This is a genomic window from Pannonibacter carbonis (genome assembly GCF_003012935.1).
Classification (GTDB): Bacteria; Pseudomonadota; Alphaproteobacteria; order Rhizobiales; family Stappiaceae; genus Pannonibacter; species Pannonibacter carbonis.
Window position 1 is genome coordinate 139,971 of record NZ_PUDR01000003.1, and the last position, 13,545, is coordinate 153,515.

Consider the following 13,545-nt stretch of genomic DNA (forward strand, 5'->3'; position numbering starts at 1 on the left):
TCGCAGGGGTCGTTGGAAGGGAGGCGAGGCGGGGCGTGCCAGGGAAGGAAGCCGCCGCCCGTTCGGGAACGGGCGGCGGATGGATCAGGCCTTCGCCGGGTCCGTTGCAGTCGCTGTTGCATGGGGAGCAGGGGCATGGGCAGTTGGTGCATGACCGGCGGGCGCGGCAGCATCCTCGTCCGGGTCATGCGCGCGGTCACCATGGCCGATATACATGTAGAACATCGGCACGACGAACAGGGTGAACAGCGTGCCAACCGACATGCCTGCGCAGATGACGAGGCCGATGGAGTAACGGGCGGCAGCGCCCGCGCCATCGGCAATCACCAGCGGTACAACGCCCAGCACCATGGCGCCGGTGGTCATCAGGATCGGACGCAGGCGCTCGCGCGCTGCCTCGACGATGGCCTCCAGCTTGGTCATGCCATGCAGCTCGCGCTGCGCATTGGCAAACTCCACCATGAGAATGCCGTGCTTGGTGATCAGCCCCACCAGCGTGATCATGCCGACCTGGGTGTAGATGTTCAGCGTACCGGCCCCCAGGAACAGGGGAACGATGGCGCCAAAGATCGACAGCGGGACGGACATCATGATCACGAAGGGATCGCGGAAGCTTTCGAACTGCGCTGCCAGGACGAGGTAGATCACGACCACCGCAAGGCCGAAGGCGACCAGGATGGTGTTGCCTTCCTTGACCTCGAGGCGCGACTGGCCGGCATAGTCCTCGAAGAAGCCTTCCGGCATTTCCTCGCCCGCGATCCGCTGCAGGGTGGCGAGGCCGTCGCCCGTCGTGACCGAGGGCATCGGCAGGGCCGAAAGCGTGGCGGAATAGAGCTGGTTGAACTGCTCGACAGAGACAGCGGTGGCATCAGTTTCGATGGTCACCACCGATGACAGGGGCACCATAGCGCCGCCCTGGGCCCGGACATAGAGCTCTCCGAGGAGTTCCGGGTTCATGCGGAAGTCCTTGTCGACCTGCGGAATGATGTCATAGGCACGCCCGTCGCGGTCGAACTTCGACACCGAGCCATTGCCGACGAGAATATTCAGCGTCTGGCCGATGGCGGAGATCGGAACACCCAGCGCAGCCGCCCGGTTGCGGTCGATCAGGATCGTCGCGCGCGGCTTCTCGAAGGACATCGAGTTCTGCACGACGATGAACTGGCCGGAGGCCATGGCCTTCTGGCGGATGCGCTCGGCGACCTCATAGACCTGTTCGGCCGAGCCGGTCGACTGCAGCACGAACTGGATCGGCAGGCCACCACCGGAGCCCGGCAGTGACGGCGGCGAGAAGACGAAGGCCTCGACGCCGGCTGACTTGCGCAGACCGGCCTGGACCTGCTGCTGCACGTCCTTCTGGCTGATCTCGCGGTCGCCCCAGGGCTTCAGCACCCAGATGGCAAAGGCCGAGTTGGTAGCGCCCGTACCAACGATCTGGAACCGCGCCTCGACGCCCGGGACGTCGTCAGTGAGCGAATAGAACTGGTCGGTATAGAGCTGGGTGTAGTCCGAGGTTGCATATTGCGGGGCGTTGACCACCGCAAACAGGGCGCCCTGGTCTTCTTCAGGTGCCAGTTCCGACGAGGTCTTGGTGAACATGTAGCCCGTGGTGCCCATCAGGCCCAGGACGAGAACCAACATGGCCGGCTTGAAGCGCAGGGAGGAAAGCAGCCGGCGGCCGTACCAGTTGGCAAGACCGGTAAAGACCTTGTCGACGAACTTCTGGAACCTCGACTGATCGGAGGACAGCAGCCTGGCCGACATCATCGGCGACAGGGTCACCGCGACAAAGCCGGAGATGAACACTGCACCGGCAAGCGTAAAGGCGAATTCCCGGAACAGTGCTCCGGTCAGGCCCGAGGCAAAGCCGATCGGGGCATAGACCGCACCGAGCGTGATGGTCATGGCGACCACAGGCCCGAAGATTTCCTTCATGCCGACGATCGCCGCCTGCAGCGGTTTCAGTCCCTCTTCCAGATGGCGGTGGATGTTCTCCACCACCACGATGGCATCATCCACGACCAGGCCGATTGCCAGCACCATGGCCAGCAGGGTCAAGGTGTTGAGCGAATAGTCGAGCCCCCAGAGGAAAAAGCACACGCCCACCAGCGACAGCGGAATGGTCACGATCGGGATCAGCACCGCCCGGAACGAGCCGAGGAACAGCAGGATCACGAGGATCACGATCACCACGGCTTCGCCAATGGTCTTGAACACCTCTTCGATGGAGGCACTGATGAATTCGGTCGAATCGTAGACGACATTGAGCGTCATGCCCTGCGGCAGGTTTTCCTGCAGTTTCGGCAAGGCCTCGCGCACGCCCTGGGCGGTGTCGAGCGGGTTGGCAGAAGGCGTCGGCATGATGCCGAGGAAAATGCCGCCCTGGCCATTGAAGGACACGCGGGTGTCGGTGCTCTTCGAGCCCAGTTCAGTGCGCGCCACGTCCCGCAGTCGCACGACATCGATGCCGTCCGAGCGCACCGGCAGATCGGCAAAGGCTTCCGGCGACTGCAAGGTCGTCCGGGTTTCGATCTGGTAGGCGAAGAATTCGTTCTCGGTCTTGCCCGGCGCCGACAGGAAGTTGGCCTGCTGGATCGCGGCCAGAACCTCGGCTGCCGTCACATTGCGCGAGGCGAGCCGGATCGGGTCGATCCAGATGCGCATGGCAAAGGTCTGCTCGCCAAGGATCTGGGCATCGGCGACGCCGTTGACGATGGTCAGCTGCGGCTGGATCACGCGGGAGGTGAACTCGGTGATCTCCTGCGGCGACATGACGTCAGACAGGACCGACAGGTACATGATGGCGAAGGACTGGCCGGTGCCCTTCTGGATCACCGGGTCCTCGGCCTCCGTGGGCAACTGCCCGCGCACCTGCTGCACCTTGGAGATGACCTCGGTGAGGGCCTTGTCCGGATCCGTGTTCAGCTGCATATGCACCGACACCGTCGAAAGACCGAGCGTGCTCTCGGAGGAGACGTAGTCGACGCCCTCGGACGAGGCTACGGCCTTTGCAATCGGCGTGGTGATGAAGCCCTGGACGAGATCCGAGCTGGCCCCGACGAAGATCGTGTTCACCGTGATGACGGTTTCCTCGATCTTCGGGTACTGGCGGATGGACATGTTGATGATGCCCTGCGCCCCCATCAGGAGGATCAGCAGGCTCACCACCGTCGACAGCACGGGCCGGCGGATGAAGATTTCAGAGAAATTCATGGTCTCAGCCCCCGATCTTCATCTCGGCCGGGGCCGGGTTGACCGTGTTGTCGATGACGACCGGATTGCCGACGGTGAGCTTGTTCTGGCCGGCGCTGACGATGATGTCGCCGGCAGCCAGTCCGCTGGTGACCTCGATCCGCCCACCAAAGCGGCGGCCCGGGGTTACGAAGACCTGACGGACAACCTGCTGCTTTGCGGCAGCATCGCCATCCTTCGTGTCTTCGACAACCTTGAAGACATAGGCACCATAAAGGCTCTGCACCACAGCGGTCTGTGGCAGGGCAATCACGTCCTGTTCGGTCGGCAGCACGACACGAACGAAGGCGAACTGGCCCGGGTAGAGCGCGCCGTCGGTGTTGTCGACCTCGGCCTGCAGCGAAATCAGACGTGACTGCGGATCGATTTTCGGATCGATGCCGGTGATCGTGCCGGTGTGCGTGTAGTTCCCCTCATTGAGGCCGAGCTGCACTGACTGGCCGATCTTGACCTCGGTGAGCTGCTGCTCGGGGACGGTGAAGTCCACCTTCATGATCTTGAGATCCTGCAGCGTGGCAATGGCGGTGCCGGCGGGCACATACTGGCCAACGTCGATGCGCGAGATGCCGATGGTGCCGGAGAAGGGCGCCACGATCTGCTTCTGGTTGATGGCAGCCTGCACGCGCTCGAGCTGCGAGCGCGAGGCGTCGAGTGCTGCGGTGGCGTTGTCCAGGTTGGACGTGGAGTTGAAGCCACGATCGGTCAGCGTTGACGTGCGCTTTAGGGCCTGGCTGTCGCGTTCAACATTGGCCTTTGCCGCGATCAGGTCGGCCTGCTCGGTCTCGTCGTCGAGCTGCACAAGGAGCATATCCTTGGTCACTTCCTGATTGGACTCAAAAAGCACCGACTTGACGATACCCGACGAGCGCGCAGGCACTTCGACACCTTGCCGGGCCTTGACCGTACCAATTGCCTCGATGCCAGGTGTCCACTCTTCCGGCTTCACATCAACTGTGGATACCGTCACCGGTGGCCGGGGCTGCTTGAAATAGGCAGCGATCATCTGGTCCTTGAAACCGACGAACCAGAAAGCGCCATAGCCGAGGCCTGCAACGACGAGAAGGGCAAGGAGAAAACGGATGATCATGGAACCTGGCCATGCGGCTGAATATGCCGCGCAAGAGAGCGAACCGGCACCCGGACGGGCACACGGTCTTTATAACAGAGTGGAGCGACAGACACGACACAGACGTGTTTATCCGCATGCGTGCCCGAACCAGACTTGCTAACTTTACCGTCTGGACGGTAAAGTCAAGTGTCGTTCACCACAGCAGGGATCCTGCGGCCCTGTTCTGCGTCAGCAGCATGGGGAGGGGCAGACTGGGACGAGGCCCTGAGACAGAGGCAAGGCAAGCGTGACGGGCGAAACAGGCAGTGCAACGGGAAAGCGCAATCCGCGCAACCGCGAACAGACCCGCGAACGGCTGGTGGATGCTGCCATGGATGTTGTGTTTGAAGATGGCGCCCGACGCCTGTCGCTGGATGCAGTTGCCGAGCGCGCCGGCGTGTCAAAGGGCGGGCTGCTGTATCACTTCCCGTCAAAGTCCGAACTTTTGCAGGCCATGGTCGCCCGTCATCTGGCGCAGCTTGCCGAAGCCATCCGCGCTGCCCACGCCGATCTGACCCGGGACCGGCAACCGAATGCGCTGATTCGGGCTTACCTCGCTGCGGTTTCACAGGATCTCTGCATGGAAACCCAGGCTCCGATGGGACTGGTGGCTGCCATTGCCGAAGAACCGGGGCTGCTGGAGCCGGTTCGCCTGCACAATGAGCGGCTGCTTGCAGAATTGCGTGCCACCAGCGAGACCCCGGATCTGGCGGAACTCGCCTTCCTCGCGGTGGAGGGTGTCTGGTATCTGAAACTGTTCGGACTGAAGCATTTCAGCCAGACGCAGCTCGAAGCCCGCCTTGAGCTGTTTGCCAAGCTTCTGGCCGTGCCGCCGAGCTGCTGCAAACCCTGCGACTAACGGCCGGCATCCTCACGCCGGGGAGTTGCGTCTTCGAACAGGAAGGCCGGCGGGCGGTCGAAGGGCGTGCCAAGCATCGCAAGCCAAAGGCTGGTGGCAATCTTTTCGGCCTGCCGGATGACGACAGCTGCCGCATCCCGATCGGAGAATACGTCCTGCGCGGTCGAGCGGAACAGGTCAAGCCAGAGCCGGAAGTCGTCGGTCTCGACCTCGCCCTTCATCTGCATGTGGGCGGGAACCGGGCGGCCCTTGTACTCGCCGCTCTTGAGCAGCACGGACGCCCAGAATAGTTTCATCTTGTCGAGATGCACATCCCAGTGGCCGGCCATGCGGGCGTCGAAGATGGGGCCAAGGCGAGCGTCGGCCCGGATGCGCAGATAGAAACTGTCGACGAGTGTGGCGATGTCCTCGCGGGTGATTGACCCATGCAGCGGAACCCGCTGGACAGCGGGGCGGATGTCGATCGGATCCATCGAAGAGCTTTCAGCCTCGGCACATTGCGGACAACGCCAACCTACTGTCAGGCAGCAGAGATGGCGAGCAGGAACCGGGCTTCGCGACAATGCGCCGCTTGGCACGCCCGGAGGTCAGACGGGCTCTGCTTGCAAAACCCGACCTTTTGGCTATGTTCCGCGCGCAATTGGCCAGAGGCCTCCCCATGGCGGCGAGGCCTTTCAACGCGACGAACGGACCGTCTCCATGGAAATGAGTTCCCTGCATCAGGCCGGCGCGGCAGCTGCCCCGGTCCCGGCCGGATCCATGGCGGTGCCGGAACTGACGGTGGTGCTGCCCACCTACAATGAGCGCGCGAATGTGCCGCTGATCGTGGCGGCGCTGCACAAGGCGCTGGCGGGTGTTGCCTTCGAGGTGGTCTTTGTCGACGACAATTCGCCCGATGGAACGGCCGCCGCAGCCCGCGAGATCGCGGCAACGGATCCGCGCGTGCGAGTTATTCGGCGCATTGGCCGGCGTGGTCTGGCCGGCGCCTGTATCGAGGGCATGCTGTCGTCTTCTGCCCCGTATGTCGCAGTGATGGATGCGGACCTGCAGCATGACGAGACCTTGCTGCCCAAGATGCTGGCGGCGCTGAAGACCGGTGACGTTGATCTGGCGGTCGCAAGCCGCAAGGCCGAAGGTGGTGCCATCGGCGAGGGCCTGTCGAAGGTCCGTGCGGCAGGCTCCAACCTTGCCAATGCCCTGGCGCAGAAGCTGTTGAAGGTGAAGCTGACCGACCCGATGAGCGGGTTCTTCATGCTGCGCCGTCCGATTGTCGACGAGCTGGCGCCGAAACTGTCGGCGCAAGGCTTCAAGATCCTGCTCGACATCGTGGCGAGCGGCGAAGGCCGCTTGCGGATTGTCGAGTTTCCCTTTGTTTTCCGCGAGCGGCGCGAGGGCGAGAGCAAGCTCGATACGCTCGTGACGTTCGATTACCTGGGTTTGCTGGTGTCCAAATATTTCGGCGACCTCGTGTCGGTCCGCTTCCTGATGTTCTCGCTGGTGGGGGCCAGCGGTGTGCTGGTGCATCTGTTTGCGCTGCGTGGCTCCATGCTCGGGCTGGGGCTTGATTTCAACGTGGCGCAGACGCTGGCGACCTTTGTCGCGATGACGACCAATTTCGCGCTCAACAACCAGTTGACCTATCGGGACCGCCGCCTCTCCGGCCTGGCGATGCTCCGCGGCCTGTTGACCTTCTACGCGGTGTGCAGCGTGGGCGTGCTGGCCAATGTCGGCGTCGCCAACCTGATCTACGAGAACGAGCCGGTCTGGTGGCTGGCCGGCACGGCCGGTGCGGCCATGGGCGCGGTCTGGAACTACGCCGCCTCGTCGGTCCTGACCTGGCGCAAGGCATGAGCGGCCCGTACCCTGGCGCCGCCGCGCGCGACCACGGCACGCAACAGCTGCCGGCCTGGCTCGCGCCGCGTTTCGTGCTGGGGGTGGTTGTTCTTCTGACGGTTTTCCGCCTGTGGAGCGCGGACAATGCCGGGCTGGTCGAAGACGAGGCCTATTACCGGCTCTGGGGGCTCTATCCGGCGCTCGGCTACTATGATCATCCGCCGATGGTCGGCTGGTGGATCTGGCTTGGCCAAGCGGTGGCGGGTGACACGGCGCTGGGCCTCCGGTTGATCGGTGTCCTGTCGGCGGCCGTTGGATCGCTGGCGCTGTGGCGGATGGCGGACATCCTGTTTGACCGCCAGGTCGCGGGCCTTTCCGTGCTGTTTCTGAATGCGACGCTGCTCGTCGGCATTGGCGGGATCCTGATCACGCCGGATGCACCGTCCGTGCTGTTCTGGGGCCTGACGCTGTGGGCGCTGACGGAACTGCACGTGTCTGGCCGGGCCAACTGGTGGCTCGCCGTGGGCCTGTTCGCCGGATGCGGCCTCTTGTCGAAATTTTCCGTTCTCTTTCTCGGTGCAGGTATCGTGCTGTGGCTGCTGGCTGTGCCGTCGGCCCGGCGCTGGTTCTCCTGCTGGCAACTGTGGCTGGGCGGCGCGCTGGCGATTGCCGTCTTCGCTCCGGCGCTTGTCTGGAACCACGCCCACGACTGGGCGTCGTTCTACAAGCAGTTCGGCCGTGCCGGGCGCGGTGGCGGCTGGACGAGCAAATACATCTTCGAATTCATCGGCGCCTTTGCGGGCCTCCTCAATCCGCTGATCGCGGTGCCGGCCGTGGCCGGTACCGGGCTGCTGGCGCGGCGTCTGCGGCACGGTGACGGGGCGGCCGGGCTGCTGCTTCTGACCTCGCTGCCGTTCCTGGCCTATCTTCTGTTCCATGCGCTGCATTCGCGGGTGCAGGGCAACTGGCCGGCACCGCTGTTCCCGGTTGCCTGCGTGATGGCGGCGGTGTTCATCAGCGGCCAGACAGGACGGATCTGGCGAAGCGTGGCGATTGCCGCGATCGGGATCGGGCTGACGCTCGGGATCGTCGTGCAGCTGCATGCCGTCGATGCCTTTACCGGCCGGTTCGCCCGCAAGGATCCGACGTTCCAGCTGCGCGGCTGGCCTGAAATCACCGGCGAGGTCGAGCGGATTGCGGCGCAGGAAGGCGCAGCCTATGTGGCGACCACCGGCTATGGCCTGACTGGCCAGCTGTCCTACGGCCTGCGCCACGCCGGCCTGCCGGTGATCCCGCTCACCGAGCGCATCCGCTACGTGATGATGCCGGTGCCGGACCGGGAACGGCTGGCCGCGACCGGGCTCTATGTGGCCGAGGCGCGCCGCGATGAACGGGTCAGGCTTGAAGCGCTCTACAGCGAAGTAACACCGGTGGCGACCCTGACCCGGAGCGTTCTGGGAACACCGCTGGAAGATCTGGTCGTCTACAGGCTCGACAGCCCGATGCGCGATCCGCTGGAGCCGATCAACCCTCAAGCGTGGCTTTCCGGCAACGCACCTTGACCGGGTGATTGCTGCTTTTGCGTCTGAACGTACCGAAATCATTGCCTTTTCCCCCGATTATGCCGTAGTCAGATCAAGGGGTCTCGCAGCGGCATGCGAGTGGGGGCAGACATGAAGCGCATCACGCTTGCGGCGGTCGACTATGGACTTGCCTTCGGCATCGACCGGGCCTTGCGCGATCTGCTGTCGAAGGGCCGCCTCAGCGCTGTCGGCTGTCTTGTCGCATCGGATCTGTGGAGCCGCGAATACAAGCCCTTGCGTGAAGTGGCTGACGCAGTCGGCGGGCACGGGCTCGTCGGGCTGACGGCCGTACTCAGCGGCGAAGACCTCAAGCCGCAAAGCCAGCGCTGGGTGTCGACCTTCGGCGAAACGTTCAAGTCCTCCGCCTGGTATGCGCGCCGGTCGGTGACCGGGCTTCTTCCGGACGAAGTCATCGTGGCTGAACTGGAGGCGCAGATCGCGCGGTTTCAGGACTACTGGGGCGGCGCGCCGCAGTTCCTCACCTTGCGCAACGGGCTGATGCGGCACCGTCCCGTCGCGCGGCTGGTGCTGGCGGCGCTGATGAACCAGAAAGTTGCCCCCCTGCCACTGCTGGTCTATCCGCAGGCGGATGGCTGGGAGGCGCGCCGCTTTGCCCGCTTTGCGGCGCGGCACGGTCTGGAGACACTGCCCTGCGGGCCAAGGCTGCCGGATCTTGTCGACGAAGCCTCGCTTCAAGCGGCGCTGCGGCTGCATTTCGACGGGTTGCCCGACCGTGCGGTGGTCGTGTGCAGGCCAGGGGAAGCCGACGACCGGCTGCGCCGGATGGAGCGGCAGAAGCAGGTGGAACAGCGCGAGGTGCAACGGCGCGTGCTGGCGAGCCAGACCTTTTTCAATACGCTCGCCGAGAAGGACATCTTTCTCTACTGACCCTTTAAGCGAAAAAGCAGCCCGCGGGGAAGGGCTGCCTTTCGTACCTGTCCTTTGGACGGACATTGGGGGAAGCCGGAGGTCTGTTGCTTCCCTGCTTGTACATATAGGCCGAGTTTGAGACAGTGCACGTGATACAGGTCACAGAAGTGCGGGGCCGGCACTCCTGACAGTGGCCACCATTTGACGTGCTGTGGGGGCATCAGCCGTGGCGGATCTCGCTGGCTTTCTGGAAAACAGTTTCACCTTGCAGGGACTGCCCTGCGAACTCGCAGACGGGCTGAGTAAGCTGGCCCGGCCGATGAAGGTCAATGCGGGGGCGATCCTGTTCGAGGCGGGCGATCCGGGCAATGGCTGCTACGCCATCCTGGAGGGTTCGCTGAAAGTTTCGATCCTCTCGGTCGAGGGGGACGAGCAACTGCTGGCCGTTCTGGGGCCGGGCGATCTCGTCGGCGAACTGGCGCTGCTGGACGGCCGCCCGCGTTCGGCGACCGTGTCGGCCCTGAAAGCCGCGCGCCTTGCCTTCATCGACAAGCAGGCCTTTGAGCGCTTCGCCGATGAAAACCCGCAGCTTTACCGGCATATGCTGTCAATTGTCGGCAAGCGGTTGCGCCATTCCAATGATGTGCTGGCGGCGCGCTCGTTCCTGCCGCTGCCGGGCCGGGTGGCTCAGACGCTGTTGCAACTGTCCGAGACCTTCGGTAAGCCGCTCGACAATGGCCGCATCCTTATCCACTACAAGCTCAGCCAGTCTGAAATCGCCAACATGGCGGGGGCCGCGCGCGAGAATGTCAGCCGCGTGCTGAACGACTGGAAGCGGCTCGGCACGATCACCCGGATCTCCGGCTATTACTGCCTGGAACGCCCGGAAATCCTGCAAAAGGCGGCAACGCTCTGAATTTCCTGATCAAGTCACCTCAAATGGAGATCTGCCGTGGCCGTGGCCGCTGATGAAACCGAAGCCCCGAGCGGCGACCTGACCTTGCGCACAATGGCCATGCCGGCCGATACCAACGCCGCCGGCGATATTTTCGGCGGCTGGGTGCTGTCCCAGATGGATCTGGCCGGCGGTATTGCCGCCGGACAACGGTCCGGATGCCGTGTGGTGACCATCGCCGTCGACAAGATGAAGTTCATCCGGCCGGTGCATGTGGGCGATGTGCTCTGCGTCTATTCGCGGGTCGGCCGGGTTGGCCGCACGTCGATGGAAATCAACCTGGAAGCCTGGGCGCTGCGCCACAGGTTTGGCTGCCGGGAAAAGGTCACGGAAGCCACCTTCACGTTTGTGGCCGTGGATGACGACGGTCGGCCGGTGCCGGTGCCGCCGGAAGGAGCCGCAGTCGAATAACGGTCGGTCTGGGCGCGGCTGGCCGGCGCCCCTTCACTGGCTCTATCGTGGCTGGGACGAACTGGTAGGCAGCCGCTACCGGTTACCGGGGCACGCCCCGGCAACATCTATCGGCTCGCACGGCTTTGCAGCGTGCAACAAAGCGGACTTGATCTGGGAAAGGGTCTGGTGCGGCTTATCCGCGAAGGATCTGCCGGGCGCGACGCTCGAGATCTGCGTAAAGATCTTCGTCGATGGCTTTGGAACACCCGGAGTTCCACAGGGACATGAGCCCTTCAATCCGGGTCTTGCGCATCTCTGAGGTCAGCGGCGCATGGGGACGGCGCAGGACTGAGCGCAGTTTGAACTGGCGCAGGCGCTGCAGGACATAAAACTCCGAGGCGGTCAGCTGGTCATAGGCGGGAAAAACGCCCAGGTCAGCCGGCTGCACCCCGGAAACGACAAGGAGGGGAGAAACGGTCATGGCCTTACTCTCGTTCGACATTAAAAAATCCTCCATCGGTTGCCCGAGGAGGACTGGCGCATTGTAGTACCGGACCGCTTGGTTGCCGGAAACGAGTTTCCAGCCACATCCCTCTGCGGAGACCACCTTGCCCGGCCGGGCAGGTTGGCGAGGGCGCCAGCCCTACTCTTGATGATGGGGCGCTTATGCCATGAGTACTGAGTTGGGTCAAGAACTTCACCGGGCCACATCCTCAAGCTTTTCTTGAGCCTTGCCCGAGCTGGTCAACAACTCCTTAACGTCGCCAAGCCACTTTCAGACATCTCGACCGGGGGGAGGACTTGCGCATGGGTGGTGAGCAGGCGGGCAAGCTTGGGCTGTTTGATCCGGCAAAGCCACCGGCGGCCATGATGCTGGCGTTTTGCGCCTGCTATGTCGACGTCATCTGCGTGCTGGGCCTGTTCCACACCTTTACCGCTTTTGTGACGGGCACGCTGGTGGTCCTGTGCACGGAAGTCTTCACTTTGCCCGATGACGCCAAGCTGAAGCTGGTCGTCCTTGCAACCTTCTTCGCGGCAACGCTTGGATGGTACGAACTGGTTGTCCGCCTCAAGGCTGCCGGCCGCCTCCGTCTTGCCCCGTTGTTGATGCTTGAGGCGGCGATCCTCCTCTGCTTCATGCTGGTCGCCCTGCTGGCCGGTCCATTGGAACATCCCTTGGCCCTCGCCACCATCGCAGCGGTCATGATCTCGACCCTTGCCATGTCGCTGCAGAACGTGATCATGAGCGAGTTGCTGAGCTACCATGCGCCGACCACTTTCATGACCGGCAACACGATGCGGCTGATTGCCGGACTGGTGTCCGGCTGGCTGGCGACAGCGCCGGCGGCAGCGGACCAGGTGATCGATGCGCGGGCGCGGGCCATTCAGCACGCGCAGGTGATCCTTGCCTTTGTCAGCGGAGGCTTGATGGCCGGCTTCGGCATGATGCATCTCGGCTTCTCGGCCCTGCTGCTACCGGTTGCGATCCTGTTGGTGATGGCTGCAGCGCAGCGCCCGGAATTGGCCCCAGGCTGAAAGATCGGCTCCACGCCACATGGCGTCACAGCCGCGCGCTGCGCGCGTCTCCACTCATGACTCTGTCCATATCGGGAGGCGCGGCCTCCCGCAGTCATGAGGACCTGCCCATGCCGGCACAAGACGACCCCAGCCTGATGATGATCAACGCAAACAACGCCGGTTTCGGCACGGTGCGCCTCGATCCGGCGGCAGATGCCGGGGACTATCTCAATCACCTCGCCTTGACGCCGGCCCAGATGCCAAGCGTCTATTATGGCAGCCTGCTGAACAACAGTTCTCTGCGGCTGCGTCCGTTGCATGAGCATGGCTTTGTCGCCACCACGGCCGGCACGCGGCTGTATTTCGCCGTGGCGGGTCTGCTGGACGACATGCAAAACCCGCGCAATGCGCTGTCGACCAATTGGGAGGCGGTTGCCGACCCGGTCTACAAGAGCAAATACTACGTCTATGTGCGGCTGGGTGTTTCCGGCACCGACTTTGCCCAGACGCTCGCGGCGTTGCAGAACGCGGCCCAGTTGATCACGACCGACGAGCTGGTCAATGCCAATGCCGCCAGCAACGTGACCGGCCTGACCCGTGTCGTCTATGTGACGGCGGGCGCTCTCGCCGGCACCTTCTGGGCCTTCAAGCGCTCCGGCTGGAAAAGCGCCTTCTTCGGCAGCGATGTCAACAAGCGCTATCGGCCCCTGTGCCTGATGGATTTCCCCATCGCCGCCAACCAGGTGGCAACAGCGCAGGAGACTGGTGCGGATTACGGTCACGCCCTGGCGCTGATCCCGAACGACCGGGCCAATGTGCATGTCGGCCACAGCCTGATCGACGTCAACAACCTGCGCGCCTACTATCAGGCACAGGTCTATCCAAGCCCGGCCGGCAACGTTGGTGGAGACACGATCTGGACGAATTTCACAAGGCTCGGCACCTTTCAGCAGCGCGCGTCCTATCCGGGCCTGCATGGGGTGGCGGTGACAGGCCCGATGATCCAGGCCGGAGACCAGTATTATCCGCGCGACTATTTCCGCAGTTTTCCGGTCTACAATCGCAATCTCGCCTCGCTGCAGGTGACGGCCAACCAGGCCGGTGTGATCGCCGCCATGATCAATGGCTTTGTGGCTGCCTGAAACGGATCTGAAACCCAGTCCATCCCGCCCGC

Annotated in this window: 12 protein-coding genes and 1 riboswitch; of the genes, 8 read left to right on the plus strand and 4 right to left on the minus strand. The window is 63.5% G+C overall.

Annotation, left to right across the window (positions count from 1 at the left end):
* Nucleotides 1-84 precede the first annotated feature (84 nt).
* Nucleotides 85-3,213 (minus strand): efflux RND transporter permease subunit, encoded by a 3,129-nt coding sequence (locus C8348_RS04895; protein WP_106752166.1) that lies wholly within the window; start codon nt 3,211-3,213, stop codon nt 85-87.
* A 4-nt stretch (nt 3,214-3,217) separates the two neighbouring features.
* Entirely contained in the window at nt 3,218-4,339 is a 1,122-nt protein-coding gene (locus tag C8348_RS04900; protein WP_106752167.1) for an efflux RND transporter periplasmic adaptor subunit, read from the minus strand.
* Nucleotides 4,340-4,607: 268 nt separating this feature from the next.
* Here C8348_RS04900 and C8348_RS04910 point away from each other — a divergent pair, with 268 nt between their 5' ends.
* The gene (locus tag C8348_RS04910; RefSeq protein WP_208983555.1) at nt 4,608-5,219 is read left to right on the plus strand and encodes a TetR/AcrR family transcriptional regulator; all 612 of its coding nucleotides are present in this window, start codon (nt 4,608-4,610) and stop codon (nt 5,217-5,219) included.
* Here C8348_RS04910 and C8348_RS04915 read toward each other — a convergent pair.
* Nucleotides 5,216-5,692, minus strand: a complete 477-nt coding sequence (locus C8348_RS04915) for a group III truncated hemoglobin (protein WP_106752169.1) — start codon at nt 5,690-5,692, stop codon at nt 5,216-5,218. The genes C8348_RS04910 and C8348_RS04915 overlap by 4 nt on opposite strands.
* 232 nt (nt 5,693-5,924) lie before the next feature.
* On the opposite strand from C8348_RS04915, the gene C8348_RS04920 reads away from it, so the two are divergent.
* The 5 genes from C8348_RS04920 (at nt 5,925) to C8348_RS04940 (ending at nt 10,871) form a co-directional block, all read left to right on the plus strand.
* Entirely contained in the window at nt 5,925-7,070 is a 1,146-nt protein-coding gene (locus tag C8348_RS04920) for a glycosyltransferase (protein WP_106752424.1), read from the plus strand.
* Entirely contained in the window at nt 7,067-8,614 is a 1,548-nt protein-coding gene (locus C8348_RS04925) for a glycosyltransferase family 39 protein (RefSeq protein ID WP_106752170.1), read from the plus strand. The genes C8348_RS04920 and C8348_RS04925 overlap by 4 nt, the downstream gene beginning before the upstream one ends.
* Before the next feature lie 111 nt (nt 8,615-8,725).
* On the plus strand, nt 8,726-9,523 hold the full coding sequence (locus tag C8348_RS04930; protein WP_106752171.1) for a ChbG/HpnK family deacetylase: 798 nt from the start codon (nt 8,726-8,728) through the stop codon (nt 9,521-9,523).
* 208 nt (nt 9,524-9,731) lie between these two features.
* Nucleotides 9,732-10,421 (plus strand): Crp/Fnr family transcriptional regulator, encoded by a 690-nt coding sequence (locus C8348_RS04935; protein WP_106752172.1) that lies wholly within the window; start codon nt 9,732-9,734, stop codon nt 10,419-10,421.
* Between the two features lie 93 nt (nt 10,422-10,514).
* The gene (locus C8348_RS04940; RefSeq protein WP_106752425.1) at nt 10,515-10,871 is read left to right on the plus strand and encodes an acyl-CoA thioesterase; all 357 of its coding nucleotides are present in this window, start codon (nt 10,515-10,517) and stop codon (nt 10,869-10,871) included.
* A gap of 175 nt (nt 10,872-11,046) precedes the next feature.
* Here the strand turns inward: C8348_RS04940 and C8348_RS04945 are convergent, their stop codons facing one another.
* Entirely contained in the window at nt 11,047-11,355 is a 309-nt protein-coding gene (locus tag C8348_RS04945; RefSeq protein WP_106752173.1) for a hypothetical protein, read from the minus strand.
* A 47-nt stretch (nt 11,356-11,402) separates the two neighbouring features.
* A riboswitch (SAM-I-IV-variant riboswitch) is annotated at nt 11,403-11,514 on the minus strand.
* A 146-nt stretch (nt 11,515-11,660) separates the two neighbouring features.
* On the opposite strand from C8348_RS04945, the gene C8348_RS04950 reads away from it, so the two are divergent.
* Nucleotides 11,661-12,389, plus strand: coding sequence for a YoaK family protein (locus C8348_RS04950; protein ID WP_106752174.1), 729 nt, complete (start codon nt 11,661-11,663; stop codon nt 12,387-12,389).
* 110 nt (nt 12,390-12,499) lie between these two features.
* Nucleotides 12,500-13,513: a hypothetical protein gene (locus C8348_RS04955; protein ID WP_106752175.1), complete on the plus strand. Its 1,014-nt coding sequence runs from the start codon at nt 12,500-12,502 to the stop codon at nt 13,511-13,513.
* Nucleotides 13,514-13,545 lie beyond the last annotated feature (32 nt).